The sequence below is a fragment of the Massilia sp. NBRC 108631 genome (assembly GCF_059704565.1).
On record NZ_BAAKJE010000169.1, the window covers coordinates 1 to 25288 of the forward strand.

Annotated in this window: 22 protein-coding genes and 1 tRNA gene; 7 read left to right on the forward strand and 16 right to left on the reverse strand. The window is 67.2% G+C overall.

What is annotated here, in order from left to right:
• The 5 genes from AC6H42_RS18035 to AC6H42_RS18055 all read right to left on the reverse strand — a co-directional run.
• A partial coding sequence (locus AC6H42_RS18035) for a chemotaxis protein CheW (protein WP_497548630.1) occupies nucleotides 1-454 on the reverse strand: 454 nt, incomplete at its 3' end.
• Nucleotides 455-486: 32 nt separating this feature from the next.
• The gene (locus AC6H42_RS18040; RefSeq protein ID WP_057153468.1) at nucleotides 487-2685 is read right to left on the reverse strand and encodes a chemotaxis protein CheA; all 2199 of its coding nucleotides are present in this window, start codon (nucleotides 2683-2685) and stop codon (nucleotides 487-489) included.
• 34 nt (nucleotides 2686-2719) lie between these two features.
• Nucleotides 2720-3022, reverse strand: coding sequence for an STAS domain-containing protein (locus AC6H42_RS18045; protein ID WP_057153467.1), 303 nt, complete (start codon nucleotides 3020-3022; stop codon nucleotides 2720-2722).
• Nucleotides 3019-3387 (reverse strand): response regulator, encoded by a 369-nt coding sequence (locus AC6H42_RS18050; protein ID WP_057153466.1) that lies wholly within the window; start codon nucleotides 3385-3387, stop codon nucleotides 3019-3021. Before AC6H42_RS18050 ends, AC6H42_RS18045 begins: the two co-directional genes overlap by 4 nt.
• Nucleotides 3388-3396: 9 nt before the next feature.
• A complete protein-coding gene (locus tag AC6H42_RS18055) occupies nucleotides 3397-4551 on the reverse strand; it encodes a methyl-accepting chemotaxis protein (RefSeq protein WP_057153465.1) in 1155 nt (384 codons plus the stop codon).
• A 213-nt stretch (nucleotides 4552-4764) separates the two neighbouring features.
• Here AC6H42_RS18055 and AC6H42_RS18060 point away from each other — a divergent pair.
• Nucleotides 4765-4841: transfer RNA gene (locus AC6H42_RS18060), tRNA-Pro, on the forward strand.
• 109 nt (nucleotides 4842-4950) lie between these two features.
• On the forward strand, nucleotides 4951-5424 hold the full coding sequence (locus AC6H42_RS18065; protein WP_082551528.1) for a carboxymuconolactone decarboxylase family protein: 474 nt from the start codon (nucleotides 4951-4953) through the stop codon (nucleotides 5422-5424).
• Here the strand turns inward: AC6H42_RS18065 and AC6H42_RS18070 are convergent.
• From AC6H42_RS18070 to AC6H42_RS18085, 4 genes are all read right to left on the reverse strand, one after another.
• On the reverse strand, nucleotides 5418-7934 hold the full coding sequence (locus tag AC6H42_RS18070; protein WP_497548631.1) for a PAS domain-containing hybrid sensor histidine kinase/response regulator: 2517 nt from the start codon (nucleotides 7932-7934) through the stop codon (nucleotides 5418-5420). The genes AC6H42_RS18065 and AC6H42_RS18070 overlap by 7 nt on opposite strands.
• Before the next feature lie 129 nt (nucleotides 7935-8063).
• Nucleotides 8064-9452 (reverse strand): heavy metal sensor histidine kinase, encoded by a 1389-nt coding sequence (locus AC6H42_RS18075; protein ID WP_497548632.1) that lies wholly within the window; start codon nucleotides 9450-9452, stop codon nucleotides 8064-8066.
• Nucleotides 9449-10165 (reverse strand): heavy metal response regulator transcription factor, encoded by a 717-nt coding sequence (locus AC6H42_RS18080; protein ID WP_057153721.1) that lies wholly within the window; start codon nucleotides 10163-10165, stop codon nucleotides 9449-9451. Before AC6H42_RS18080 ends, AC6H42_RS18075 begins: the two co-directional genes overlap by 4 nt.
• A 62-nt stretch (nucleotides 10166-10227) precedes the next feature.
• On the reverse strand, nucleotides 10228-10422 hold the full coding sequence (locus tag AC6H42_RS18085) for a hypothetical protein (protein WP_057153461.1): 195 nt from the start codon (nucleotides 10420-10422) through the stop codon (nucleotides 10228-10230).
• Between the two features lie 29 nt (nucleotides 10423-10451).
• On the opposite strand from AC6H42_RS18085, the gene uraH reads away from it, so the two are divergent.
• The 3 genes from uraH to AC6H42_RS18100 all read left to right on the forward strand — a co-directional run bounded on the left by uraH (nucleotide 10452) and on the right by AC6H42_RS18100 (nucleotide 12715).
• Nucleotides 10452-10889, forward strand: coding sequence for a hydroxyisourate hydrolase (uraH, locus tag AC6H42_RS18090; RefSeq protein WP_497548633.1), 438 nt, complete (start codon nucleotides 10452-10454; stop codon nucleotides 10887-10889).
• Nucleotides 10890-11090: 201 nt separating this feature from the next.
• Nucleotides 11091-12041, forward strand: a complete 951-nt coding sequence (surE, locus tag AC6H42_RS18095; RefSeq protein ID WP_497548634.1) for a 5'/3'-nucleotidase SurE — start codon at nucleotides 11091-11093, stop codon at nucleotides 12039-12041.
• An 8-nt stretch (nucleotides 12042-12049) separates the two neighbouring features.
• The gene (locus AC6H42_RS18100) at nucleotides 12050-12715 is read left to right on the forward strand and encodes a hypothetical protein (RefSeq protein WP_497548635.1); all 666 of its coding nucleotides are present in this window, start codon (nucleotides 12050-12052) and stop codon (nucleotides 12713-12715) included.
• A 2-nt stretch (nucleotides 12716-12717) separates the two neighbouring features.
• Here AC6H42_RS18100 and AC6H42_RS18105 read toward each other — a convergent pair whose 3' ends face one another.
• On the reverse strand, nucleotides 12718-13950 hold the full coding sequence (locus AC6H42_RS18105; RefSeq protein WP_497548636.1) for a TetR/AcrR family transcriptional regulator: 1233 nt from the start codon (nucleotides 13948-13950) through the stop codon (nucleotides 12718-12720).
• Between the two features lie 55 nt (nucleotides 13951-14005).
• The gene (locus tag AC6H42_RS18110; protein ID WP_057153456.1) at nucleotides 14006-14299 is read right to left on the reverse strand and encodes a PDC sensor domain-containing protein; all 294 of its coding nucleotides are present in this window, start codon (nucleotides 14297-14299) and stop codon (nucleotides 14006-14008) included.
• 218 nt (nucleotides 14300-14517) lie between these two features.
• On the opposite strand from AC6H42_RS18110, the gene AC6H42_RS18115 reads away from it, so the two are divergent.
• The gene (locus AC6H42_RS18115; RefSeq protein ID WP_082551527.1) at nucleotides 14518-16605 is read left to right on the forward strand and encodes a beta-galactosidase; all 2088 of its coding nucleotides are present in this window, start codon (nucleotides 14518-14520) and stop codon (nucleotides 16603-16605) included.
• 19 nt (nucleotides 16606-16624) lie between these two features.
• Here the strand turns inward: AC6H42_RS18115 and AC6H42_RS18120 are convergent, their stop codons facing one another.
• Complete coding sequence (locus tag AC6H42_RS18120) at nucleotides 16625-17305, reverse strand: glutathione S-transferase family protein (protein ID WP_057153455.1); 681 nt, start codon at nucleotides 17303-17305, stop codon at nucleotides 16625-16627.
• 20 nt (nucleotides 17306-17325) lie between these two features.
• Nucleotides 17326-19773, reverse strand: coding sequence for a DNA polymerase II (locus AC6H42_RS18125; RefSeq protein ID WP_497548637.1), 2448 nt, complete (start codon nucleotides 19771-19773; stop codon nucleotides 17326-17328).
• Nucleotides 19774-19819: 46 nt separating this feature from the next.
• On the opposite strand from AC6H42_RS18125, the gene AC6H42_RS18130 reads away from it, so the two are divergent.
• Nucleotides 19820-20332, forward strand: a complete 513-nt coding sequence (locus tag AC6H42_RS18130) for a lysozyme (RefSeq protein ID WP_057153453.1) — start codon at nucleotides 19820-19822, stop codon at nucleotides 20330-20332.
• Here the strand turns inward: AC6H42_RS18130 and AC6H42_RS18135 are convergent.
• The 3 genes from AC6H42_RS18135 to AC6H42_RS18145 are packed head-to-tail and all read right to left on the reverse strand — an operon-like array spanning nucleotide 20312 to nucleotide 25121.
• Nucleotides 20312-21565, reverse strand: coding sequence for a hybrid sensor histidine kinase/response regulator (locus tag AC6H42_RS18135; RefSeq protein ID WP_497548638.1), 1254 nt, complete (start codon nucleotides 21563-21565; stop codon nucleotides 20312-20314). The genes AC6H42_RS18130 and AC6H42_RS18135 overlap by 21 nt on opposite strands.
• 1 nt (nucleotide 21566) lies before the next feature.
• Nucleotides 21567-24080 (reverse strand): ATP-binding protein, encoded by a 2514-nt coding sequence (locus AC6H42_RS18140; protein WP_057153451.1) that lies wholly within the window; start codon nucleotides 24078-24080, stop codon nucleotides 21567-21569.
• Nucleotides 24081-24101: 21 nt separating this feature from the next.
• A complete protein-coding gene (locus AC6H42_RS18145) occupies nucleotides 24102-25121 on the reverse strand; it encodes an ABC transporter substrate-binding protein (protein WP_057153450.1) in 1020 nt (339 codons plus the stop codon).
• Nucleotides 25122-25288: the final 167 nt, after the last annotated feature.

Consider the following 25288-nt stretch of genomic DNA (forward strand, 5'->3'; position numbering starts at 1 on the left):
GCAGGATCACGAACTTGCCGTTGACCTTGCCCATGCCGGCAATGAACTCGGGGCGGATGCGGGCGCCGAACTGTGGCGCCGGTTCGATGTCGGACGGCGGGATGTCGATCACGGCGTTGACCGCGTCCACCATCACCCCCACCACCTGCTGCTCGCCGTCGGCGTCGATCTCGACGATGACGATGGCGGTGCGCTTGCCGATCTGCGTGGCGGGCCGCCCGAAGCGCGCGGCCAGGTCCATCACCGGCACCACCGCGCCGCGCAGGTTGATCACGCCGCGCACGCATTCGGGCATCAGCGGCACCGTGGTCAGGCCGTCGTATTCGATGATTTCCTTGATCGCCAGGATGCCGATGGCGAACACTTCGCCGCCCAGCATGAAGGTGAGGAACTGGGCCGATTCTTGCACCACCGCCGGCGGCGCGCTGCGGCCGGCTTGCACCATTGCTGTCATGAGGGACTCCTTTTCAATTGTTCAGGCGGCCGCTAGGCCGCCAGTTGCGGCGTCTCGGCCGCGCCATTGCCGCCGCCACCGCTGCTGCGGCCGACAATGGCCGGCACGTCCAGGATCAGCGCCACTTCGCCGCTGCCCAGGATGGTCGAGCCGCTGATGCAGCGCAGCTGGCTGAACATGCGGCCCAGCGGCTTGATCACCGTCTGGAACTCGCCGTGCAGCGCGTCCACCACCAGGCCGATGCGCTGGCCGGCGTGCTTGACCACCACGATGCTCTCGCGCCGCGGCGGCGGCGTGCTGACGCCGAACAGCGAACGCAGCCGGATAAACGGCAGCACCTGGCCGCGCAGATTGGTGTAGTCGTGCCCCGGCTCGGCGGCAAATTCGATGCACTCGTCGATCATGTCCAGCGGCACCACGAAGGTGGCCGTGCCGAGGCCGACCAGGAAGCCGTCGATGATGGCCAGCGTCAGCGGCAGGCGCACCGTCACCGTGGTGCCCAGGCCGGGCGCGCTGTCCACGGTCACCGTGCCGCGCAGCGCGGTGATGTTCTTCTTGACCACGTCCATGCCGACGCCGCGCCCGGACAGGTTGGTGATGGCCGCCGCCGTGGAGAAGCCGGGTTCGAAGATCAGGCCGTAGATTTCCTGGTCCGACATTTTGCGGTCCGGCTCGATCAAGCCCCGTTCGATGGCCTTGGCCAGGATGCGTTCGCGGTCCAGCCCGCCGCCATCGTCCGACACTTCAATGACGATGCTGCCCGAGTCGTGGAAGGCGTTCAGCCGCACGGTGCCGCGCAGCGGCTTGCCGCGCTCGGCGCGCACCTCGGCCGGCTCGATGCCGTGGTCGATGGCGTTGCGCACCAGGTGCGTCAGCGGGTCGCCGATTTTCTCCACCACCGTCTTGTCCAGTTCGGTGTCCTCGCCGCTGACGGCCAGGCCGATGTCCTTGCCGATCTCGCGCGCCACGTCGTGCACCACGCGCTGGAAGCGGTTGAAGGTGGCGCCGATCTTCACCATGCGCAGCTGCAGCGCCGAGTCGCGCACCTGTTCCACCAGGTCGCTCAGCATGGAGGTGCATTCGAGCAGCTCGCTGTTGCGCACCTGGCGCGCGATCAGGTTGGCCGACGCGCCCACGATGATGAGCTCGCCCACCAGGTTGATCAGCAGGTCCAGCTTGTCGGCATCGACGCGGATCGAGCGGCTTTCCGTCGGCTTGGGATCGGCGGACTGCTTCTGCTTGCTCAGCGCCGCCTCCACCATGGCCGGCTCGGCCGTGCCCTGTCCCACCAGGATGGCGCCCAGCGGCGGCGCGGCGGCCGGCGAATGGCCGGCGGCGGCCTGCACCTGCAGCGCCGCGTCCAGCTCGCGCTGGGTGATGCAGCCGCAGCGCACCAGGATCTCGCCCAGCAGCGCCTTCTGCTCCGGCAGCTCGCGGATCAGCCGCACATACTCCTCCACCCGGCTGCGCGGCGGCAGGATGTGCAGCGTGCAGGAGTCCTGCACGAACTCGAACACGCCTTCGATGGCGGTCTTGTCGGCTTCCGTCTCCAGCGCGATTTCAAAGCCGAGGTAGCAGGTTTCCGGGTCCATCTGCTCGGCGGCGGGAATGCCGTCGGCCAGGGTGACGATGCCGACGATGCGGCCGATCTGCCCCAGGTAGCGGATGAAGGACAGCGGGTCCATGCCGTCGCGCAGCACGTCGGGGCCGAAGCGCAGCGACAAGTGCCAGGCGTCGCTGGCGCCGCCCGGCTCGCCCATGCGTTCCACGCCGGGATGCTCGTCGGTCACCAGCTCGCCGCCCGCGCTGCCGTGGCCGTCGCCTTCGGCGGGCTGGCCCATCTGCACGCGCAGTTGCGCGATCAGCGGCTTGCCTTCGGCCAGCATGGCCGCGTCCGCCTCGGTCTGGCCCGCTTCCAGCGCGGTAATCATGCCGGACAAGTGGTCGCAGCACGCCAGCAGCAGCACGATCAGCTCGTCCGTCAGCGACAGCTTGCCATCGCGTACTTCGTCGAGCAGGCTTTCCACCACATGGGTGAAGGCCACGATGTGGTCCAGGCTGAACAGGCCGGCCGAGCCCTTGATGGTGTGCGCGGCGCGGAAGATCGCGTGCACCGCCTCGTCGCCGCCGGACTGGCTGCCGTTGCCGGCGTTCAGCAGCGCGTTCTCCATGTCTTCCAGCAGTTCGCGGCTTTCCAGGATGAAGGTTTGTAGCGCCAGGTCCAGATCCATCGTCGTGCCTCCAGTGCAGATGCGGGGGGTGCGCTTAGTGGTCTTTGCGCGGGGCGATCAGCAGGGCGTCGCCGAACCAGGCGCCCAGGTCCAGCAGTTCGAACACGTCCAGCACCGCCGGGCTGTGGCCGGTGAGGCGCAGTTCGCGCTGCTCGGCGCGCGCCACCTGCTTGGCCAGCATCAGCACCTGCAGGCCGGCGCTGTCCATTTCCGTCACGCCGGCCAGGTCCACTTCCAGGCTGGCGCTGCGCTGCAGCTCGCCCAGCAGCAGGGTCTTCAGGTCCGCCGCGCGGTAGATGTTCAGTTCGCCGTCGATGGCGACCCGGCCCGCGCTCACGGCAGCACCAGTTTCTGCACCGCGCCCAGCAGCACTTCCGGCTTGAAGGGCTTCACTACCCAGGCCTTGGCGCCGGCCGCCTGGCCTTCGCGCTTCTTGGCTTCCTGCGACTCGGTGGTCAGCATGATGACGGGGGTGAACTTGTAGTTGGGCAGCTGCTTGATTTCCTTGACGAAGGTGATGCCGTCCATATTGGGCATGTTGACGTCGCACACCACGAGGTTGACCTTTTGCCCGGTCAGTTTGGACAGCGCGTCCAGTCCGTCGCGCGCCTCGATCACGTCGTAGCCTGCGCTCTTGAGCGCGATGCCGACCACTTGCCGCAAAGAGGCCGAATCGTCGATGACCATGATGGTTTTTGCCATAGTGCTTTCCTAGAAAAATGTCACTTCGTCGGACGGCGCGGCGATCACCTTCTGTTCGCCCCGGTGCACGGCGTGCTCCTCCGCCATCGCATAGGTTTTCTCCAGCTCGCCCAGCAGCGCGGAAGCGTGCGGCGCTTCCAGTGTAGCCCCTTGCTGGTAGTGCTGGCGGTTTTCGTCCAGCAGGCCCGGCAACAGGCCGATGTTGTGGCTCACATGCCCCAGCACCTGGCTGACGCGGTCCTGGAACTGCAGTTGCACCAGCGCCTCGCCCACTTCGTCCTTGATAGTGACGCTCTCCTGCTTGAGCAGTTCGGACGACTGCGCCATGGCGTCGGTCAGGTTGCGGAACTCGCGCAGCACGGCGTCGATGGTGCCTTCCGACGACTGCATGGCCTGGTCCTCGGCCGCGCTCGATTCGGTGGCGGCCTTGCAGGCGGTGACGATGGCGGCGGAAATCTTGCCGACGCGGTCGCTGATGCTGCGTCCCGTTTCAGCCGAGCGGTTCGACAGGTTGCGCACTTCCTGCGCCACCACGGCGAAGCCGCGCCCGGCCGGCCCGGCGCGCGCCGCCTCGATGGCCGCGTTCAGCGCCAGCAGATTGGTTTGCGCGGCGATGCTGGCCACGCCCTCGGCCATGTCGCGCAGCTCGCGCGTGAACTGTTCCAGCTCGCGGATGCGGGTCAGCATCGCGTGCTTGGAGGCCAGCGCCGACTTCATCGTGGCCACCACCTCGCCCAGCTGGCGCTCGCTGTGCGCGAACACCTGGCCCAGCGAGGCGCCATCCTGGCTGTCGGCCGTGGCGTTGGACAGGCGCAGCGTGTCGTCCAGCTTGTCGACGATGGTGGAAAAGCGCGTCGCCAGTTCGGCCACGGCCTCTTCCATCTGGCTGCGCGACGATTCGATATGGCGGCACCACACGGGGGTGACTTCTTCGGCGAACTGCTGGCGGCCGTCCAGGTAGTCCTGCACGCCGCCGCGCGCATCGGCGCCGCCGCTGCCGCCGCTCAGCTTTAGCCAGGCGTAGCCGCCGGCGGCGAGGAAGGCCAGCGCGCCGAGGATGCCGTACCAGCCGCCGTTGGGCCAGAACAGCGCCAGCAAGGCGCCGGCCAGAGCGATGGCGGCCGGATAGTTACGGCCGCCGGTATTGTCCAGGAGTGAGTTCAATGGGTATCTTCTCAGGGTTGCGGAACCTCAAGCCATGTCATGCACACTGCCGGATCATTCTATCAAAAACATATTTGTGATTTGCAATAACGATGCGCCAGGACGAAAAAACCACGCTTGCAGAACGCAAGTGGCTGCCCGGCATGGTGCTGTGGCGAAAGCGCCATAGTTGCCAATTCCGTCATTTTCTGATGTAATTTAGTCCTGCACCGTCGGGGTGTAGCTTAGCCCGGTAGAGCGCTACGTTCGGGACGTAGAGGCCGGAGGTTCGAATCCTCTCACCCCGACCATCCCCTTCCCTCCACGGTTTCCGCTTGACTTAGAGCGCACTCGAAGTTTTAGCCTGTCCTTGCGATGACTGCTTCATCGCACCAACGACAACGCTAAAGGAGTGAAACGATGACACTTAAACGCATACTGTTCTCGACGGCATGGCTGTCTGCCGGGATGATTTCAGCGGCCTCCGCCGCGCCGTCCGAGAACGCCGACCGGCGTGCCAAGGGCAACGCGACCCTGGCCAAGATCACCGGCAGCGAAGGCAAGCAGGTGGTCGAATCCCTGCGCGACATGGCCCCCGAACTGGGCAACTGGATCGTGGATTTTGCCTACGGCGACGTGTTCTCCCGGCCCGGCGTTGCGCTGTGCACCAGGGAACTGGCCACCATTTCCGCCCTCACCGCCATGGGCAACGCGCAGCCGCAACTCAAGGTCCACATCGAGGGCGCCCTGAACGTGGGCTGCAAGCCGGAGGAGATCATCGAGATCATCACCCAGATGGCGGTCTATGCCGGCTTTCCGAGCGCGCTGAACGGCATCAGTGCCGCCCGCGAAGTATTCGAGAAACGGGGCATCAAGCCTGCCCGCCCTCAGTGATGCAGCAGGCCGGCCAGCCTGGCGCATTCAATCGGCTTGGCGAAATAGTGGTCAAAGCCCGCACTGAAGGCGGCCTCGCGGTCCTCCGGCTGGCCGTAGCCGCTCACGGCGATCAGCACCGCGTTCGCCGTTTCAGGCCGGCTTCTCAACAGCCGCGCCAGCGCGAAGCCGTCCATGTCCGGCAGGCCGATGTCGAGCAGGCAAAAGTCCGGCGCCTCGCTGCGGGCGCGCTCGATGGCTGCGCGCGGGTGCAGTTCGATGAAGGCTCTGTGCCCCAGTTCCTCGACCAGGATGCCCAGCATGTTGGCCGCGTCGGCGTTGTCGTCCACCACCAGCACTTTGAGCATCTTGCCGGCGGCGCCCGCCACCACCGCATGCGCCCGGGTGGGCGCCGGCGCGTCCTGGCCGTCCAGCCGGGGCAGCCAGGCTGCAAAGCGGCTGCCCTTGCCGATGCCGTCGCTGTGCGCGGCGACGCCGCCGCCATGCAGCTCCACCAGCCGTTTCACCAGCGCCAGCCCGATGCCCAGCCCGCCCTGCGCCCGGTCGGACGTGCGCGTGGCCTGGGTGAACAGGTCGAACACCGTCGGCTGCAGTTCCGGCGCCATGCCAATGCCGTTGTCGGCCACGCTGATGCTGATCCGGCCGCCTTCCACTGCCATGCTCAGCACGATGTCGCCGCCTTCGGGCGTGTACTTGGCCGCATTGTTGAGCAGGTTGGCGACCACTTGCACCAGCCGCTTGGCATCACCGTCGAGAAAGGCCGTCTCGGGCGGCGTGTGCACGGCCAGGCGGTGGCCGCGCGACTCGATCAGCGGACGAACTTGCTCGACAGCGTCGGCCAGGATGCGCCGCGCGTCAAGCCGCGTCTTGTCAAGCGTGACCAGGCCGCGCGTCACGCGCGACACGTCCAGCAGGTCGTCCACCAGCCCGCTCATGTGCTTGACCTGGCGCGCGATGATGCCGCTGGTCTGGCGGATACGCTCTTCCTCGGCTTGTCCCAGCGCCAGCAGGTCGGCGGCGGCCGAAATCGGCGCCAGCGGGTTGCGCAGCTCGTGCGCCAGCATGGCAAGGAACTCGTCCTTCCTGCGGTCCGCCTGGCGTAGCGCGTCTTCCGCGCGGATGCGGTCGCTGATGTCCATCTGCGCCACCACCGCGCCCACGATCTTGCCCTGGCTGTCCTTGACGGGCGCGCCGGTGATCAGGACGGTGCGCTGCACCGGCGGCACATCGCACGACTCGATGGCGACGATGTCGCGCGGATGCTCTTCGCCCGCCAGGATGCGCGCGGTGGGCCATTCGTCCGGCAACAGCGGCCTGCCGTGGCGCTGCGAGTGATCGGCCCACCAGCCTTTCCGCGCGCCTGCGGTGTCGACAACGCAGGCGTCCCCCTGCGGCTCGCCCCACAGTTGCCGATGCGCGGCATTGGCCAGCAGCATCCGGCCCTCCGCATCGCTGACGACGATGCTCACCGGGGCAGCCTGCAACAGCGCGCTCAGCTTGTTGCGCTCGGAAGCGGCCAGGGCAGCGGCTTCGTTGGCGCACTGCTCACTACGGCGCAGGCTTGCCGTCATCCGCTTTTGCTCGCTGATGTCCTTGAACAGGACCGCCACCCTGGCGCCGTCCTCCTCCTCGAGGCGGAACGCGAACACGTCGTACCAGCGGTGCAGCGCCCTGGCCTCGTTCTCGAAGCGCACCGGCACGCCGGTGGCGGCAACCTGCCCGTAGATGTCGAACCAGTGCGATTCGTGGTCCGGCGCCAGTTCGCGCATGGTCTTGCCGACGGCGTCGACCAGGCCGGTCTGGTTCTGGAAACTGGGGTTGAGATCGCAAAAGCGGTAGTCGCTGGGATGGCCGTTCCCATCGTACAGCATCTCGATAACGCAAAACCCCTCGTCGATCGATTCGAACAGCGATCGGTAGCGCTGCTCGCTGGCGCGCAGTTTCTGTTCAGTCCGGCGCCGCTCCTCGATCCGCACAGCCATCCGCTCCTCCAGCTTTTCATTCGCCAGCCGCAAACGCCGGTTGGCGATTTCGATCTCCAGCGCCTGCTCGTCGATTTCCGACGCCATGCGGGCGCTGCGCTCCCTGGTCTTGACGAAATCAGTCACATCCTCCACGCAATGGATGATGTGGCTCAGTTCACCGTCCGCGTCGAACACGGGCGTATTGATGGGACTCCAGTGGCGCTCTTCGAACCGCACGCCGGCCTGGCCGGCGACGGGAATGTCGTATTTCTGGATCGCCATCGCGTCGGGACGCCCGGAGCGCAGCACCCGCAGCAGCGACGCGCGCAAGGCCGTCACGCCGCTGGCGGCCGGGTCGTCGGGATTGTCCGGAAACACGTCGAAAATGTCGCGGCCGACTATCTCGTCATGTGTGGTCCTGGTCGCCCGCAGATACGCGTTATTCGCAGAAACAATTTTGAAATCCGTCGCCAGGATGAGGTATGGCGACGGCGTCGCCTCGAACAGCGCTCGATAGTCGGGAACGGCAACGGTAGAGAAGTGCAAATGCGGCTCCATGGCGCCTGTGTCAGCTGGGTTGCGCGCGTGGCGCGGGCTCTGTCGTGCAAGCCGAGCATACCATTGGCGCGCAAGCTGCGCCGCATGGATGAGGCGGCATGCGCCGACGCACCGGGCCTACCTGTCCGACCGGAACGTCAGCGTGAAGCGCGTCCCGGCGCCGTCCGCATGGACGGCAGCGGCGCCGCCATGCAGGTCCATGACGGCGCGCACGATGGCCAGCCCCAGGCCGGTCGATCCGTCCACGTTGCCGCGCGCCGGGTCGGCACGGTAAAAGCGCTCGAACAGGTGCGGCAGGTGCTCCGGCGCAATCGGCGAGCCGGTGTTCTCGACGCTGATGCAGGCCGACGCACCGGCTTGCGCCGCCCGCAGGACGATGGTGCTGCCCTCGCCGGCGTGGCGCACTGCGTTCGACACCAGGTTGGCCAGCGCGCGCCGCAGCAAGGGCGCGTCGGCCAGCACCTCGGCCCGTCCCACGCATGCGATGCGCAAGCCATGCTCTTCGGCCATGCCTTCGAACAGCCCGGCCACTTTGCGCATCTCGTCCTGCGCCTGCAATGCCTGGCGGGCCGGCAGCAGCGCTTCCTGCTCCGCGCGCGCCAGGAACAGCATGCTTTCTATCATCCGCGCCAGCCGCTCCAGCTCCTCGATGTTGGAGACGATCAGCTGCTCGTACTCGGCCGTGCTGCGCGGCTGCGCCAGCATGACCTGGCTTTGCCCGAGCAGGTTGGCCACCGGCGTGCGGAACTCATGGGCCAGGTCGGCGGAAAATCCCGACAGGCGCACGTAGCCCTGCTGCAGCCGCTCCAGCATGGCGTTCAGCGCATCGATCAGCGGCTGCAGCTCGGACGGCGCCTGGCCGGCCTCCAGCCGCTGCGCCAGCGTGCCGGGGCGCACCAGCGCCGCGTGGCTGGCCACCACGCGCAAGGGCCGCAGCCCCCGGTGCAGCATCAGCGCGGCGCACAGGGCGGCAGCGAGCGCGCTGACGGCGGAGGCGGCGGCGATGTGGCCCCGGTAGCGCGCAAACAGCGCCGCGCGTTCGGCGTACACCCGGGCCACGATCACCGTCACCTCGCCGGCGCCCAGCCGCGCCGTGCCGGCGACCACCCGCCCAGGGTCGCCCCGGCTGCTGCGCCAGTGCGCAATCGCGGCGCGGTCCGCCGTGGCGCCGGCGGCCGGCGGCACCGGATAGCGCTCGCCGCCGGCATTGATGTCGGCCAGCACCGCGCCGTCCGGCCCCACGAAGCGCACCAGCGAATTTTCCTGGCCGCTCATGGTGTCGCGGAAAAAATCCGGCTGGGCGCGTATCAACTCCGCAGCACCGGGACGGCCAAGCAGTATCTGCACCTGGCGCAGCTTGCCCAGCAGCTGGATATCGTCGCGCCGCTCGATCTCATCCACAAAGGCGCGGTACAGATACGTGCCCAGACCGGCCGCCGCCAGCCCCACGATCAGCACGAAGGCGGCAGTGACGCGCAGCGCCAGCGAATTGCGCAGCGCCTTCATGCAGCGGGCGCCGCCACGCCGCCATGCTCGCCCCCATCGCCCGCCTCGCACACATAGCCCATGCCGCGCCGCGTGTGGATCAGCTTGTGCGGGAACGGGTCGTCGATCTTGCGCCGCAGCCGGCGTACGGCCGCGTCGATCACATTGGTGTCGCTGTCGAAATTCATGTCCCACACCTGAGAGGCGATGAGCGCGCGCGACAAGACCTGGCCCTCGCGCCGCGCCAGCAGGTGCAGCAGCGCGAACTCCTGGCCCGTCAGCGTGACGACGCTGCCGCTGCGGCGCACACGGCGCTTGAGCACGTCGATCTCCATGTCGCCGATGCGCAGCAGCTCCTGCTCGCGGACCGGGCCGCGCCGCAGCAGCGTGCGGATGCGCGCCACCAGTTCCACGAAGGCGAACGGTTTCACCAGGTAGTCGTCCGCGCCCAGTTCCAGGCCGCGCACGCGGTCCTGCACTTCGTCGCGCGCGGTCAGGAACAGCACGGGAATGTGCGCGGTCTCGCGGCCGGCCCGCAAGGCCGCCAGCACTTGCCACCCATCCATGCCGGGCAACATCACGTCCAGCACGATCAGCGCGGTTTCCTCCTCGCGCGCCTGCGCCAGGCCGTCGCGGCCGGTGCGCGCCAGCCGCACGGCGAACCCGGACTCGGCCAGGCCGCGCAACAGGTAGGCGCCGGTTTTCGGCTCGTCTTCGATGATCAGGATGGCCATGGGAAACAGCGGTAAAAAAGCCATTCTACCCCTGCGTGCAGCGCCGCAACATGACGAAATTATCATCTGGCGATCAGCTTGCCGTCCGGGGCCGCATGCCAGACTGCCGCTGCCGACCATTTGACGAGGACATCATGCTGAAACCGGCCATCGGCGTGGCCGGCGGCGGCGGCGCCGTCAACGACCATGCCTGCGCGCTGGCGGCGCAGGCCGCAATCCCCGCGCTGGACCAGGCCGGCCAGGCCAAGGCGGCCCATCCGATTCTTCCACCAACTAGGAGCCTTCCATGCATCAGTTCAATCAGATCAATCGCTGCAAGCACGCCAAACACATCGCGCTGGCGCTCGCGCTGGCAGCGGCGCACGCCCTGGCGGCCGCCGCGCCAAATCCGCTCAGCGTGCATGTGCTCGACCTGCAAAGCGGGCAGGCAACCGAGGGCATCCGCGTCACGCTGGAGCAGCGCAGCGGCGAACAGTGGCGCGCGCTGGCTGGCGGCGTGACCAATGCGCAGGGACGCATTGCCGCGCTGTATCCGGAAGGCCAGCCGGTCGCGGCGGGCCACTACCGCATCGTTTTCGAGACCGGCGAGCATTTTGCGCGCCAGGGCAAACCCACGTTCTTCCCGCGCATACCCGTCGAGTTCAAGATGGACGCGGCCGCCCAGCACTACCATATTCCGCTTTTGCTCAGCCCGTTCGGCTATTCCACCTATCGCGGCAACTAGCTGTTCATTTCCCGCTGTAGCGGGAACGGCCTTCCCGGCCGAGCCCAGGCCAGGGCCGGCGGCGCTCGATTCGTACAGACGTATTTTAATAACGGTATTAATGGACAATATCGGCAATATAATCCGTACCAACGTCATATTGTCGTCACAAAGCCTCGATAAGATCACAGCCTCCAATCACTCCCCGGCTGAGACAACTCCATGAACCACCGCCTGATCATAAGCGCCGGACTGGCCCTGTGCGCCAGTCCCGCCTTCGCGCTGAACATCGTGCTGAGCAACGATGACGGCCTCACCAGCAACCTGAAAGCCTTGTACGACGAACTGAAGGCCGCCGGTCATTCGGTCATCGTGTCGGTGCCCTGCTCGCCGCAAAGCGGACGCAGTTCCGCCATCGTCATGTACAGCACCACCATCATCGTGCCCGACAATGACAAGACCCAGATCGACGCCGAGAAGGGCTGCCACAACGGCGCCGCGCCGGTGGGCGCGCCCGCTGTAGGCCCATTTACCAAGACCGGCTACACCGGCGGCGATTTCAACTATGTGCACGGCACACCGGTGATGTCGCTGATGTATGGCCTGGACGTGCTGGCGCCCGCGCGCTGGGGCAAGGCGCCGGACCTGGTGCTGTCCGGCCCCAACGAAGGCCAGAACGTGGGCAAGCTGGTGATCAACTCGGGCACCATCGGCAATGCCCAGTTCGCAGCCGGGCGCGGCCTGCCGGCCATCGCGCTGAGCGCCGGCGCCAACAGCACCGACAACAATACGCTGGCCAGCCCGGTGTCGCGCACCGTCGCACAGCTGACCGCCAGGCTGCTCGCCACGCTGCAGGCGAAAGCCGGCGCCGGGCCGCTGCTGCCCGCAGGCGTGGCGCTGAATGTCAATTTCCCCGATACGCCCGCCGCCAACGCCAGCTGGGCCTTTGCGCGCCAGGGCACGTACGACACCTACAACCTGAAGTTCAACAGCGGTGCGCCGTGGGGGCTGTCGGGCTCCGCGCCCGGCGCGGCGACGGCCGAACAGGCGGAGGATGAAGCGCTGCTGTACAAGACCAAGGTGGCCGTGACCGCCATGCAAGTGGGCTACGAACAGCGTCCCGCCGCCCAGCAATGGCTGCGCCTGCGTCTGCGCGACCTGTTTGCCCAGTGAGCCGCGCCATGAAGCCATTCATTCCAGTCCAGGCCCGCGCGGCACTGGTGATGCTGTCCCCGCTGCCGGCGATGCTGCTGAGCGGCTGCAGCAGCGATACCCCCGAAGCGCTGCCGGCGCCAAGCGTGCAGGTGGCCGAGCTGGCAGCAGGCGCCTATGCGGTCAGCACCGGCGACGCCGCCAACCCGAGCGCCGGCAAGTATTACGCGGCGGCGGACGGCAGCCGCCTGCTGGTGCTCAACAATAGCGCGCAGCAGGCCACGGCCGTGTACCGCCGCGAAGGCAGCGGCGCGTGGCAGGCCATGCCGGCCGCCACCAGGGACGTGTCGCTGGAACTGCTGGGCAGCAGTCCCATCCCGTCGACCACGATCAATGCGGCGGCCATCGCCAGGAACTACGCGGTGCGCCTGGCCGGCGGCGGCGTGGCGGCGTTTTCGGTGAACGCCGGCGGCGATATCGTCGCGGGCGGCACCAGCTGCAAGCTATCCGGCAAGGTGGCGGCAAGCACGCTGCCGCATACGCTGACGCTGTCGTTGGCAGCGTCTGGCTGCGGCGACCTGCCCGCCCAGTCGGAGGGCTTCCTGGTGGTCGACAGCGACTACGCGCCAGCGGGATTCCGCCTGCTCGCTTCCGGCGCTACCGCGCCGGTCGACCTGTGGGCCTATCCGGAGTAAGGCTAGCCCGTCCCGCGCAGCCAGTCCGCGGCTGCCGAGAAGGCCGAGGCGACCGATGACTCGGACGCCTGGCCGGGCGGCTCGGTGTTGGTCAAGCCGGTCAGTCCCATGGAAATCACCTGTGCGCACAGCGCATCGACCCCGCGCACCGCAGGCATGTATTTTTCGAAGACCTTCACCAGGTTGTTGCCGCGCCGGCTGCGCATGCCCGCCGTGTACGCCGCCAAGCCGGGCATGCGCGCCGCCGCGATGGCCATGGCAAAATTCGCGCGCGCCAGGTCGAGCTTCCGGCCGTCGCCCTCGGTGCGCAGGCGCTGCAGATCCGTCAGGCTGTCCGCTGTCACCGCCGTCAGGATATGGGCGGCGATGAATTCCAGCCCCGCCCTCACCAGCTCGTGCTGGGTGGGAAAGCGGTAGCTCAGCGTCGTGTGCGGCACGCCGATCTCCGCCGCGATGGCGCGGTGCGTCAACCCGCTGACGCCCTGCGCTGCAAGCCGCATGCCGCAAGCGCGCGCAGCCAGCGCGCACCACCCGGGCGCGCGGCCTGCGGACGGTCCGGCTGCCGCAGCGCCGGATTGCATTTGCTCGAACAGCAAGGCGAACAGGGCGCCGTCCGCGGCATCCGGGGCGGACGCGGCTGCGCCGTCAAACAGGCGTTGCAGGCACAGTCGGCGCAGCATGCGATACGGCGGGAGCGTGTTCAACACCATGCTGTAAGCCAGTTCCGCGACAGCGTAGCCATGCCACCAGCCACAGCTCAGCAAGGCGGGAAATAGCCCGGCACGGCGCCCGAATTCGTCCCAGAACGCACGCCGCTGCGCGCGCCAGGCGGCGAACGCAGGCTGCAGGGACCGGTCCCAGGTGCAGCCGTGCAACAGTTCCAGGTACAGCATGGACAGTGCGCGCTGCTCAATGGCCTGCTCTTCCAGGATGGCCTCAGCCAGGTCGGCGGCCATGGCCGGCGGCAGCGGAGGCAGGGCCGCCAGCATGCCGCGCCAGCGCTCCAGCAGCAGCGCGTCCTGCGCACTAGCGGCGCTGCAGATGGCGGCGATGATGTCGGCGCGCGCACCGTAGTGCGTGGTGAGCACGGTCACCGAGACGCCCAGTATTTCAGCCAGCGGGCGCAGCGTCAGGCCGGCCAGGCCTTCGCCAAGTACGATGCGGCAGGCGGCATCCAGCAGCGCGCCGGCAGTGGGTGCTTTGCTGGATTTTTTCGCGGCGGCTTGCTCGATCAATAGGAACTCGTGGCGTCTGAACTGGGTCTGCGCTGACCATCACGCCGATTGTAGTTCAGATCAGCCCGCGGCGGAAATAAGAGCGGGGCTTGGACACCGGCAGGTCGGCCACGTCCAGCGTGGGCGCCAGTCCCAGCTGGTCGGAGGCGCGGACCTTGCCGTCCGGTCCCAGCACGCGGGCGATGACGCTGTGGTTGATGCCTATGCTCTTCAAAAAATCTTCCGCCGCAGGGGTGCCGATGTCGCGCTGGACTTCCAGCGCCTGCCGCACCACGTACTCCAGCGAATGCCATCCGGCAGTTTCGGAAGTGCCCTGGGACTTCTCACGTCGGTCATACTCTGGGTTCATGGCAGGCCTCGACTCAGTACTCTCGGAAAGAATGTCCCATAGTACTTCATTCCCGCGCAACATATTGGTGCGCCGGCGCACCGACGGCGCCAAAGTGCCGGACCTTCCCGCCCCGGAACGCCATACCGTTATCGATATCACTTCAGCGTAAAAGGCTATTGGCCGGATCGGCGCAAGCTCTGGATAATGTCTTCACTACTATAAAAAATGAAGACACCATGAAGCTGCCCTTGCTGACTACGTTGCTGCTCACCCTGGCCGCCATCTTGCCTGCGCAGGCGCAGACCGCGCCGGACCCGAAGCTGCTCTACGGCGTGGCCTACTACGACGAATACATGCCGGCCGAGCGCCTCGCCAAGGACGTGGCCATGATGAAGGCGGCCGGCATCAATGTGGTGCGCATCGGCGAGTCCACCTGGGGCACCATGGAAACCAGCCCGGGCGTGTTCGATTTTTCGCACCTGGACCGCGTGCTGGCAGCGATGCACGAGGCCGGCATCGGCGTCATCATCGGCACGCCCACCTACGCCATCCCGACCTGGCTGGCCCGGCAGCACCCGGACATCCTGGTCGCCACGCCCGCCGGCCGCGCCAAGTACGGGCCGCGCCAGAACATGGACATCACCAACGTCCACTTCAAGCAAGCCGCCGAACGCGTGATCCGCAAGATGCTGGCGCACGTGAGGGAGCACCCGGCCGTGATCGGCTACCAGGTCGACAACGAGACCAAGCACTACAACACGTCCGGCCCCAATGTGCAGAAGCTGTTCGTTGCATACTGCAAGGCGAAATTCGGCACACTGGCGGCGCTGAACGACGCGTTCGGGCTCAACTACTGGAGCAACCGCATCAACCGCTGGCAGGATTTCCCGTCCACCGACGCCAGCATCAACGCCAGTCTGTCGGCCGAGTTTGCGAAGTTCCAGCGCCAGCTGGTCACCGGCTACCTGGCCTGGCAGGCGCGTATCGTGCGCGAATACAAGCGGCCGGGCCAGTTCATCACCCACAACTTCGACCTGGACTGGAAAGGCCACAGCTACGGCATCCAGACCGAGGTCGACCACTTCGCCGCAGCCGCCGCGCTGGACGTGGCCGGCGTGGACATCTACCACCCCAGCCAGGACAAGCTGACCGGCCTGGAAATATCCTTCGGCGGCGACCTGGCGCGCTCCATGAAGGCCGGCAAGAACTACTACGTGATGGAGACCCAGGCCCAGGGCTTCCCGGACTGGACGCCCTACCCCGGCCAGCTGCGGCTGCAGGCCTATAGCCATCTGGCGTCGGGCGCCAATATGGTCTCCTACTGGCACTGGCACTCGATCCACAACGCCTTCGAGACTTACTGGAAAGGCTTGCTGAGCCACGACTTCGCACCCAACGCGCCCTACCTGGAAGCGAAGGTGATCGGCGCCGAGTTCGCGCGCGTCGGCAAGCACCTGGTCAACCTGCGCAAGGAAAACCAGGTCGCCATCCTGTTCAGCAACGAGGCGCAAACCGCGCTGAACCACTTCCCGCACGGCCTGAAATACAACGACATCCTGCGCCCGTTCTACGACGGCTTGTACCACATGAACGTGGGCGTGGACTTGCTGGACCCGGGCAGCGGCTCTTTCGATCAGTACAAGTTGATCATCGTGCCGGCGCTGTACGCGGCCGCCGACAGCCTGCTCGACAAGCTGAATGCCTACGCCCGCAACGGCGGCCACGTGCTGTACACCTTCCGCAGCGGCTTCTCCGACCAGAACGTGAAGGTGCGCCACGGCCGCCAGCCGGGAAGGATCGCCGAGGCGGCCGGCATCAGCTATGACCAGTTCACCATTCCGCACGGCGTGCCGCTGGCCGGGCACGGCTACGCGGTGAGCGGCAAGGACAACGAAGCGCACAGCTGGATGGAGCTGGTGACGCCGGCCAGCGCGCGCGTGCTGGCGCGCTACGACCATGCGGCCTGGGGCAAGTACGCCGCCCTGACCGAGAACGACTACGGCAGGGGCATGGTCAGCTATGTCGGCTTCATGCCGTCCGGCCCGATGATTTCAGCCATCCTGGCCGACCGGCTCGGCAAAGCCGGTGTGGCGTACGACAGCGCGCTGAAGTTCCCCCTGATCAGCAAGAGCGGTGTCAACCGGCTGGGCAAGCGGGTGCACTACTACCTGAACTACTCGGCCAGCACAGCCGACGTCATCTACACGCGGAAGGACGGCGCATCGCTGCTGGCGCCGGCTGCTGGCCAGGCACCGGCGGCAGTGCGCCAGGGCGACACGCTCAAGCTGGAACCATGGGGCGTGGCCATCGTCGAGGAACAGTGACGGCCTGCCGGGGAAAGGCTCAGGTGCGCAAGTCCGGCGCGGCCACCGTCGATACGCCCTGCGCGATCGCCGCCCCTTCCTGCGCCGCCATGGCGCGCCGAAAGCCAGCGCGCGCCTGCAAGCGCTCCCAGTAGGCCTGCACGGCCGGCGTGAAACGTGGCGCCAGGCCGAGGTGCTGCGCCAGTAACAAGGCGTAGCCCACCGACACGTCGGCCGCCGTGAAGCGCTGCGCAGCCAGGTAGTGCTGCTGCTCCAGCAGCGGCTCCAACGTGCGCAGGCGGGCCAGGAACCATTTGGTGTAGTCCTCCACCACTTGCGGGCTGCGCCGCTCGGGCGGCTCGAAATGTGCATAGCGCAGCAGCAGCGTCTGCGGGAAGGTCAGCGTGGCCTCCCCAAAGTGCAGGTAGTTCAGGTAGGCGGCGTAGGCCGCGTCGCCCGGCGCCACGTCCAGCGTTCCATCGATTGCCTTTGCGCCGGGCAGCGTGGCAAGGTACTGGCAGATGGCGGCCGATTCGGTCATGCGCACGCCGGCGTCCAGCAGCGCCGGCACGGTGCCGAGGGGATTGATGTCCAGGTAGCCCTTGTCGAACACGCGCGGCGGAAATGGCAGCATCTTCAGCTCGTACGGCAGCCCCAGCTCCTCCAGCATCCACAGGGGCCGGAAGGAACGCGCGCTCATGCAGTGGTACAACGTGATCATAAAGCTCCTTGAGTTGGCCGCTAGAACAGATTGCCCTGCGACGTGGTGAGGCCGGTGAAGCTGTCATTCATCGGCACCAGTATAGCGTCGGCGATGGGCTGCAGCTGCTTGCTCAGGTAGTGCTCGTAGTCGACGGGGGACTTGATCACCTCCAGCGGTTCGGCGCCGCTGGTGGTCATCAGGTAGCTGATCCAGCCGCCGTTCTGGTAGCGCAGCGGGCGCTGCAGCGACTTGTTGTAGTCGTCCGCCAGGCGCGCCGCACGCACCTGCGGCGGCACATTCACCTGGTACTCGTCCAGCCGGTGCCGCAGCCGCTTGCGGTACACCAGCAGTTCATCGAACTCGCCGGAGACGGTTTTGCGCGCGTATTCGCGCACGTATTCCTGGTACGGCTGGTTGCGGAAAATGCGGTTGAACAGGCCTTTCTGGAATTCGTGCGCCAGCGGCGTCCAGTCGCTGCGCGCCACTTCCAGGCCGCGGTAGATCACTTCCTCCTCGCCCTTGCCGTTCGCGCTCAGTCCGGCGTAGCGCTTCTTGCTGCCCATTTCGGTGCCGCGTATGGTGGGCATGAAGAACTTGCGGTAGTGCGTGTCGAACTCGATCTCGAGCTGGCTGTCCAGCCCCAGCTCGCGCTTGAGCTTTTCCTTCCACCACGCGTTGATGCTGTCCACCAGCCCCTGGCCGATGGCGATCGCTTCGGCGTCCGCATATTCCCGTTTCAGCCAGATGAAGATGGAATCGGTGTCGCCGTAGATCACGTCGTAGCCGGCCTGCTCCACCAGTTCGCGCGTGAGCTTCATCATCTCGTGGCCGCGCAGCGTAACCGAGGATACCAGCTTGGGATTGAAGAAGCGGCAGTCCGGCGAACCGAGCACGCCGCAAAAGGAGTTCATCAGCAGCTTGAGCGCCTGCGACAGCGGCTCGTTCTTCTGCCGTTTGGCTTCGTCGCGCCCGGCCGACAAGGTGTTGACGATGGCCGGCAGGCAGTGCTTATCGCGCGAGAAGACGGCGCCGCGAAAGCCGGGAATGCCTTGCTCCGCGCCCGCCGCCGCGCCTTCGATCAGGCCCACCGGGTCCACCATGAAAGTGCGGATGATGGATGGGTACAGGCTTTTGTAGTCGAGCACCACCACCGAGTCGTACAGGCCGGGCTTGGAGTCCATCACGAAGCCGCCAGGAGACGGTCCTGCTTCGATATCGCCCACGCTGGGCGCCACATAGCCTTCGCGGTGCATGCGCGGCAGGTAGTGGTGGCTGAAGGCGGCGATGGAGCCGCCGAAGTGGTCTGCCTGCAGCCCGGTGACGTGCGAGCGCTCGAGGATGAAGGCCATCAGCCGCGCCTTCTCGAAGATGCGCGTCACCAGTTCGCAGTCCTTCAGGTTGTACAGCGCCAGGGCCGGCTTGTCGTCCCGGAAGCGGCGCTCGATCTCGGCCATCTTGTCGTAGGCGTCGCCGATCTCCTTGCCTTCGCCCAGCATGGTCTGCGCCACGTTCTCCAGGCTGAAGGACGGGAAGGTCCAGGAGGCGGCGCGCAGCGCCTCGATGCCGTCCAGCGCAATGCGGCCGGGCAGCGAGGCGAACATGTATTCCTGCTTGGCCTGGTGCTTGCGCCAGTCGATCTGCCTGCCTTCGCGGCCCAGCAGCAGCGGCACCTTGTGCTTGTCGGCGTTTTTTTGCAGCACGCGCAGGTCGAACTGCACTACGCTCCAGCCGATGATCACATCCGGGTCGTGCTGCTTGAACCAGGCGTTCAGCTTGTCGATCAGCTGGCGCGGGGTGGCGCAGTATTCGAGCGCAAAGTCGAGCGCCGGGCTGTGTTCGGGCGCGTCGCCCAGCATGTAGACCTGGCGCTGGCCGCAGCCTTCCAGGGCAATCGAATACAGATCCTCGTAAGCGCTGGTTTCAATGTCGAGCGACACCACCTTGAGCGCCGGCCGGTAGTCGGGCGCGGGCTTGAGCTTGCAGCCGGTGATGGTGTGGCCGTGCTGCTCGCCGCCCTCGATTTGCACCGTGGCGGTGATGAAGCGCTCCATCAGGTAGCGCTCGGGCGGGCGGATGTCGGCTTCGTACAGCTTGACGCCGCGCTCGCGCAGCGTGCGCTCCAGTGCGGTGAGCTGCTTGTAGTGGCTGGTGTAGATGCCCACCACCGGCTGCCCGCCGAAGGTCTTGAGGGACAGCTCGCGCACGTCCGCCTGCTGCTGCCCGGCCCGGCCGCCGCCCTCCAGCGCCAGCTGCGCCTCGATGGCGGAACGCTGGCCCGCCTCGGCGAAGGCGACCGAGGTTTGCGCGTCCAGCCGCACCTTGCGCGGCCCGTCGTCCGTGGCCAGCCAGAACTCGATCTCGGTGCCGTCGCGGGTGTCGCGCCAATGGCGGGTCAGGATGAAGCCTTGCTGGGAAGTCGGAGCCACGGTTCGGTATCTCAATGCGATGCCGGAATTATACTGTATATAAACCCAGCTCGATGCCATTGAACCAACGCGGCTATTCCTTGTCCAAGAAAGAAAGGAGGCCATCATGCAAATCGGAGACCAGGGCAAGGCCCTGTTCAGGGAATGGGAAGGCGTGGTACCCCATGTCTATCTCGACTCGGGCGGCGCGCCCACCATCGGCATCGGCCACCTGCTCACGCCGTCCGAGCGCAGTTCCGGCAAGCTGTGGCTGCGCGGCCAGCCGCTCCACTACCGCGACGGCATCAGCGCCACCGAGTGCGAGGCGCTGCTGGAGCAGGACCTGGAACCGGTACAGCGCTGCGTCAACGAGGCCGTGACGGTGCCGCTGACGCAGAACCAGTTCGATGCGCTGGTGTCGTTCGCCTTCAACGTCGGCAACAGCGCCTTCCTGCACAGCACGCTGCTCAAGCGCGTCAACGCGGGCCGGTTTGAGGACGTGCCGTTCGAGCTGGCGCGCTGGAACCGCGACAACAACCGCGTGGTGGCTGGCCTGGTCAACCGCCGCAACAAGGAGATTGCGCTGTGGCTGGGCCTGGACAGCGGCGACCGTACTGCGCTAGACCAGGCAGCCGGGTAGCGCCACCCAGAAGGTGCTGCCCATGCCGGGCGTGCTCACCACACCCAGCTCGCCGCCCATCTTCTCGACCAGGTGGCGCGTCATCACCAGGCCCAGTCCGGTGCCTTCCTGCGTGCCGGCCTCCTGGCCCAGGCGGTTGAACGGCTGGAACATCGCCGCCAGCTGCGCCTCGTTCAGGCCTGCGCCCGTGTCCTGCACCGACACGCGCAGCCGTTCCCGGTCCACCTCTGTGCAGTGCACGCTGACGGTGCCATGGTCGCGGTTGTACTTGATGGCGTTGGACAGCAGGTTGATCAGCACCTGCTTGAGGCGCACGCGGTCGGCCGTGACGCTGGCGCTGTCGCTCACCGACAGGCGCAGTTCCACGCCGCGCAGGCGCGCCAGTGGATCGACCAGCGTACGGCACTCCTGCAGCACCTGCGACAGCGCCACCGGCTCGGACTCCAGCGTCAACGCGCCCGATTCCACCTTGGCAAGGTCGAGGATGTCGTTGATCAGCCGCAGCAGATGGCGCGAGGCCTGCAGGATGTTGCCGGCGAACTGCTTCTTTTGCGCCGCCGACGAGGGCAGCTGGTCGGACGCGAGTATCTGCGAGAAGCCCAGGATGGCGTTGAGCGGCGTGCGCAGCTCGTGGCTCATATTCGACAGGAAGGCCGACTTGGCCTGGTTGGCGCGGTCGGCCTGCTGGCGCGCCACCTGCAGTTCTTCGTTGATGCGCACCAGCTGCACCGCATGCTCGCGCAGGCGCCGCTCAAGGACGGCGTTCATGATGCGCAGCTTGCGCGTTTCCAGCGCGCGCGCGATCACCGGCAGCACCGCCGACACCCGGAACGGTTTCAGGATGTAGTCCAGCGCGCCCACCTGCATCGCTTGCACCGCCGAGCCTATGCTGCCCTCGCCGGTCATGATGATGCAAGCCAGGTCGGGATCGATGGCGCGCGCCGCCTGCACCAGCGCGATGCCGTCCAGGCCCGGCATCATCAGGTCCGACAGCAGCACCTGGAAGCGTAGCCCGCTGTCGTCCCCATCCCCCTCCTCGTCCGCGCGCCCGCGCTGGCCGGCCGCGCCGCGTCCGGCCGCCTCCAGTTCAGCCGCCTGCATCAGCCGCAGCGCCTCCTCGCCCGAGCCGCAGCCCACGGTCTGGTAGCCGCGCTGGCCCAGCGTATCGCACAGCGCGCGCATCTGCGCCAGCTCGTCGTCAACCACCAGAATGCGTATGTTGGATTGCATCATCTCAAGCCTCCGCACCGCAGCAAGCCACCAGCGCCTCGCGCAACTCGCTCAGCTTGGGCGGCTTGCCCAGCACGCGGTCCACGTGCACCGGCAGGTCGCCCTCGGCCACGATGCGCTGGCCCCAGCCGGTCAGCAGGATCACCGGGGTGGAGGGCGACATCTCCTTGATTGCCTGCGCCACCTTGCGCCCGTCCACATAGGGCATACCCAGGTCGGTGACCACCAGCGCGTACGGTTCGCCGCGCGCCTGCGCCGCACGGAACGAATCGATGCCGGCCTGGCCGCCGTCGGCCGCCGTCACCACGTGGCCGTCGCGCGCAAGGATGTCGCGCATCGACTTGAGCACCAGCGGATCGTCGTCCACCGCCAGGATGCGCACGCTGTGCCGCAGCGGCGCGGCCGGCTGCGCCGGCGCCGCCCTGGATGCCGCCTCCGGCAACGGGAAGCTGAGCTGCATGACGCTGCCCTGGCCCGGCGCGGTCAGAATCTCGATCTGCGCACCGTGGCGCTCCACCATGCCGTACACCATGGCCAGCCCGAGGCCGGTGCCGCGCTCGCCCTTGGTGGTAAAGAAGGGTTCCAGGCAGCGCCGCCGCGTGTCCTCGTCCATGCCCACGCCGCTGTCGCCCACTTCGATGCAGACGCGCGGCTCCGGACCCGTCTGGTCCAGCCGGGTGCGCAGTGTCAGCTGGCCGCCGTCAGGCATCGCGTCGACCGCGTTGAACACCAGGTTGGTCAGCGCTTCGCGGATCTCGCCCTCCACGCCCATGATGGACGGCAGCCCCGGCGCCGCCTCCAGCGCCAGCCGGATCGTGATGCCGCGCTGCTGCGGCATGTCGTTCCAGCGCGCGCGCGTCAGGTCGGCCACCTGCTTGAGCAGCACGTTCGGGTCCAGCGGCGCCAGGCTGGCCTGCGGCTCGCGCAGCCGGTAGAACTCGCGCATGCGCGCCACCGTGGCCGCCACGTCGTCGATGGCGCGCTTGATCACTTCCAGGCAGGAGCGCGCGTGCGTGCTCAGCCCGGCCTCGGTTTCCAGCAGCGACTCGGTGTACAGCACCACCGGCGAGATCGCGTTGTTGATGTCGTGCGCGATGCCGCTGGCCATCTGGCCCAGCGCGCGCAGGCGCTCCTGCTGCAGCGAGGCCTGCTGGGTCAGGCGCATTTCATCGTAGGCGGCCTGCAGCGCCGCGTACAGCTCGCTCTGCTTGGACGCCAGCGCCACGTGCTCGCTGAGCTGGCGCAGGAATTCGCACTCGCCGCTGGAAAAGCTGTGCGGCGTGCGGCGCGCCGCCACCAGCACGCCGAACACGTGGCTCTCCACCAGCAGCGGCGCCAGCACCAGCGCGCGCAGGCCGCCGCCGGCCAGGCGCTGCGGGAAAGGGAAATCGACGTCAGCGATGTCGGCCTCGTACACCAGCGCGCCGCGCACGCAGCGCGACAGGCCGTTCTCGTCGATGTCGATGTGGCTGCGCTCCGTCACCGGCATGGCCATGGCCAGCGCCGCGCCCTGCAGGCCGACACAGCTCACCAACAGCCGGTCGCTGCCGTGGTCCACCAGGCAGATGCAGCCGAAATCGATCGGCAGCTGGTCTTCCAGCGAACGCACCACCACCTGGAAGATGCTGCGCAAATCCTGGCGCTCGCCGATCGAGCGCGTGATCTGGTGCAGCAGGTTCAGGCGCTGCAGCTGCGCCGTGGTGCGCGCCTCGGCCTGCTGGCGCACGCCGATTTCCGCCTGCAGCGCGCCGTTCAGCCCGGCCAGCGAATCGCGCGACACGGTGGTCTGCTGCAGCCGCTCGGTCATGCCGTCGAAGGCGCGCGCCAGGTCGCCGATCTCGTCGCGGGTAGCCACGTTGAGCTTGAAATTCAAGTCGCCCGCACCCACCTGGGCCGTGCCCTCGCGCAGGCGCGCCAGCGGCCGCGCCACGCTGCGGTAGCCGACGAAGGTGGTGCCCGCCACCGCCAGCAGCGCCAGCCCGCCGAACACGGCCACCGCGATATTGGCGCGCTGCTGAGCGTCCAGCAGCGCTTGCCGGCTCAGCGCCGACAGGCGCAGCACGTCGGCGATCATGGTCTGCATCTTGTTGCCGATCTGTCCCGCCAGGCGCGACTCGAACTCGTCGGCCACGGCGCGCGCCGGGGTGCCGAGCGGCGGCTTGTTCGGCTGCGTCGACAGGGTGCCGAACAGGCGCTCCAGGCTGGCGTGCGTGCGCTGCAGGCCAGCCAGCAGCGCCGTTTCCTCGCGCCCGTCGAACTCGTCGGCCTGCGCCATCAGCTTGGCCAGCGAATCGCTGCGCAACTGCCACTGCGCCTCGGCGCGCTGCTCGTGGCGCAGCACGAACTCCAGCGTCAGGTAGCGCAACGCCGTCACCGCATGCAGCATTTCGCCGGCGGCCTCGTTCTTGTCCAGCTCCTGCTGCACGCGCTGCGCGGTGGCCAGCAGCACCACCACGATGGTGGCGACGATGGCCGCCGAGAACCAGCCCATCAGCTGAAAACGCGTTGCCAGTTTCACTCCGCCCCCCTTTATGTGCCGCTAATGGATAACCGTCACGGCCGCCGGTGCCACTGTCTTCAGCGGCTGGTAGTCGAGGGCGGTGAGGAAATTGGGGACCGTGCCCTGGGCCGCCAGGCGGTTCGCCATGGCCCAGCGGGTCTGGTCCTCCAACGCCACCAGCAATGCCTGGTCCAGGCTAACGGCGAAGTGGTAGGTCGGCCACAGTTCGCGCCACTTGTCGCTGTCGCCCTTGAGCAGGGCCCCGGTCATGGCTTGCGCCGCCTGCGGCTGTTCGGCGCAATAGCGGTTGCCGTCGATCAGCGCGCGCAACAGCTTTTTGATGGTCTCCGGATGGCTGCGCACATAGTCGCGCGTGCCGGCGATGTTGTAGGGGATCTCGTACAGGTCTTCGGCGTCGAACATCACGCCGTTCGGGCCGAGCTGCTTGAGCACCGTGTCCAGGTAAGGCTCCCAGCCGGACACCGCGTCCACGTCGCCGCGCAGCAGCGCCGCGCCGAATTCTTCCGGCTTCATATTGACCATGGTCACTTCGCTGGCCGCCAGGTGCTGGCGGTTGAGGAAGGCGTTCAGCACGAAGTGGTTGGAGGTGCCCAGGGTGACGCCGACCCGCTTGCCTTTCAGGCTGGGCGGCGCGGTCACGCCGCGGTCCTTGCGGCCGACGATGCCGTGATCGCGCTCGGCGCGGAAATAGGTTGCCACCACCGCCACCGGTACCTGCTCCATGACCGCGAACATGATGGGGATGTCGGCCACGGTGCCAAGATCGGCATGGCCGTCCAGCGCCGCTTGCAGCGAGGCCTTGCCGCTGGTGTGAGGCTGGATCTGGGCGGCAATGCCGTAGCGCTTGAAATAGCCCTGCTGCTGTGCCGCCAGGATGGGGCACATGGCGACATAGCTGGTGTTGGTGGCCAGGATCAGCGGTTCCAGCGGCGCAGCCCTGCCAAAGGCGCCGCCATGGCTGTGCCACCACCAGGCAGCCGCGCCCAGTCCCGCGAGCAGCACCAGGGCGGCGGCGCGCTGCGCCGTTTGCTTGGTCATCGTGTATCTCCGTGGAAACGAAGCTGACCGGACCAGCTTACACAATTGCCGCCGGGATGTAACATTTTCCTCATTAGCCTTTAGATAAGGCCTCCCCCGGCTTGCATGCTGATACATGCTTATACATAAGAGGCCTGCCACTTGCGCTAGAATGCCCGCTCAACTTT

Bases quoted from the DNA above. Each gene is read 5' to 3' on its own strand.
- AC6H42_RS18040 (WP_057153468.1), bottom strand. From the start codon at position 2,685: ATGGATCTGGACCTGGCGCTACAAACCTTCATCCTGGAAAGCCGCGAA.
- AC6H42_RS18050 (WP_057153466.1), bottom strand. From the start codon at position 3,387: ATGGCAAAAACCATCATGGTCATCGACGATTCGGCCTCTTTGCGGCAA.
- AC6H42_RS18065 (WP_082551528.1), top strand. From the start codon at position 4,951: ATGACACTTAAACGCATACTGTTCTCGACGGCATGGCTGTCTGCCGGG.
- AC6H42_RS18075 (WP_497548632.1), bottom strand. From the start codon at position 9,452: ATGAAGGCGCTGCGCAATTCGCTGGCGCTGCGCGTCACTGCCGCCTTC.
- AC6H42_RS18080 (WP_057153721.1), bottom strand. From the start codon at position 10,165: ATGGCCATCCTGATCATCGAAGACGAGCCGAAAACCGGCGCCTACCTG.
- AC6H42_RS18085 (WP_057153461.1), bottom strand. From the start codon at position 10,422: ATGGGCCGCCTTGGCCTGGCCGGCCTGGTCCAGCGCGGGGATTGCGGC.
- uraH (WP_497548633.1), top strand. From the start codon at position 10,452: ATGCATCAGTTCAATCAGATCAATCGCTGCAAGCACGCCAAACACATC.
- surE (WP_497548634.1), top strand. From the start codon at position 11,091: ATGAACCACCGCCTGATCATAAGCGCCGGACTGGCCCTGTGCGCCAGT.
- AC6H42_RS18100 (WP_497548635.1), top strand. From the start codon at position 12,050: ATGAAGCCATTCATTCCAGTCCAGGCCCGCGCGGCACTGGTGATGCTG.
- AC6H42_RS18110 (WP_057153456.1), bottom strand. From the start codon at position 14,299: ATGAACCCAGAGTATGACCGACGTGAGAAGTCCCAGGGCACTTCCGAA.
- AC6H42_RS18115 (WP_082551527.1), top strand. From the start codon at position 14,518: ATGAAGCTGCCCTTGCTGACTACGTTGCTGCTCACCCTGGCCGCCATC.
- AC6H42_RS18120 (WP_057153455.1), bottom strand. From the start codon at position 17,305: ATGATCACGTTGTACCACTGCATGAGCGCGCGTTCCTTCCGGCCCCTG.
- AC6H42_RS18125 (WP_497548637.1), bottom strand. From the start codon at position 19,773: ATGGCATCGAGCTGGGTTTATATACAGTATAATTCCGGCATCGCATTG.
- AC6H42_RS18130 (WP_057153453.1), top strand. From the start codon at position 19,820: ATGCAAATCGGAGACCAGGGCAAGGCCCTGTTCAGGGAATGGGAAGGC.
- AC6H42_RS18135 (WP_497548638.1), bottom strand. From the start codon at position 21,565: ATGATGCAATCCAACATACGCATTCTGGTGGTTGACGACGAGCTGGCG.
- AC6H42_RS18145 (WP_057153450.1), bottom strand. From the start codon at position 25,121: ATGACCAAGCAAACGGCGCAGCGCGCCGCCGCCCTGGTGCTGCTCGCG.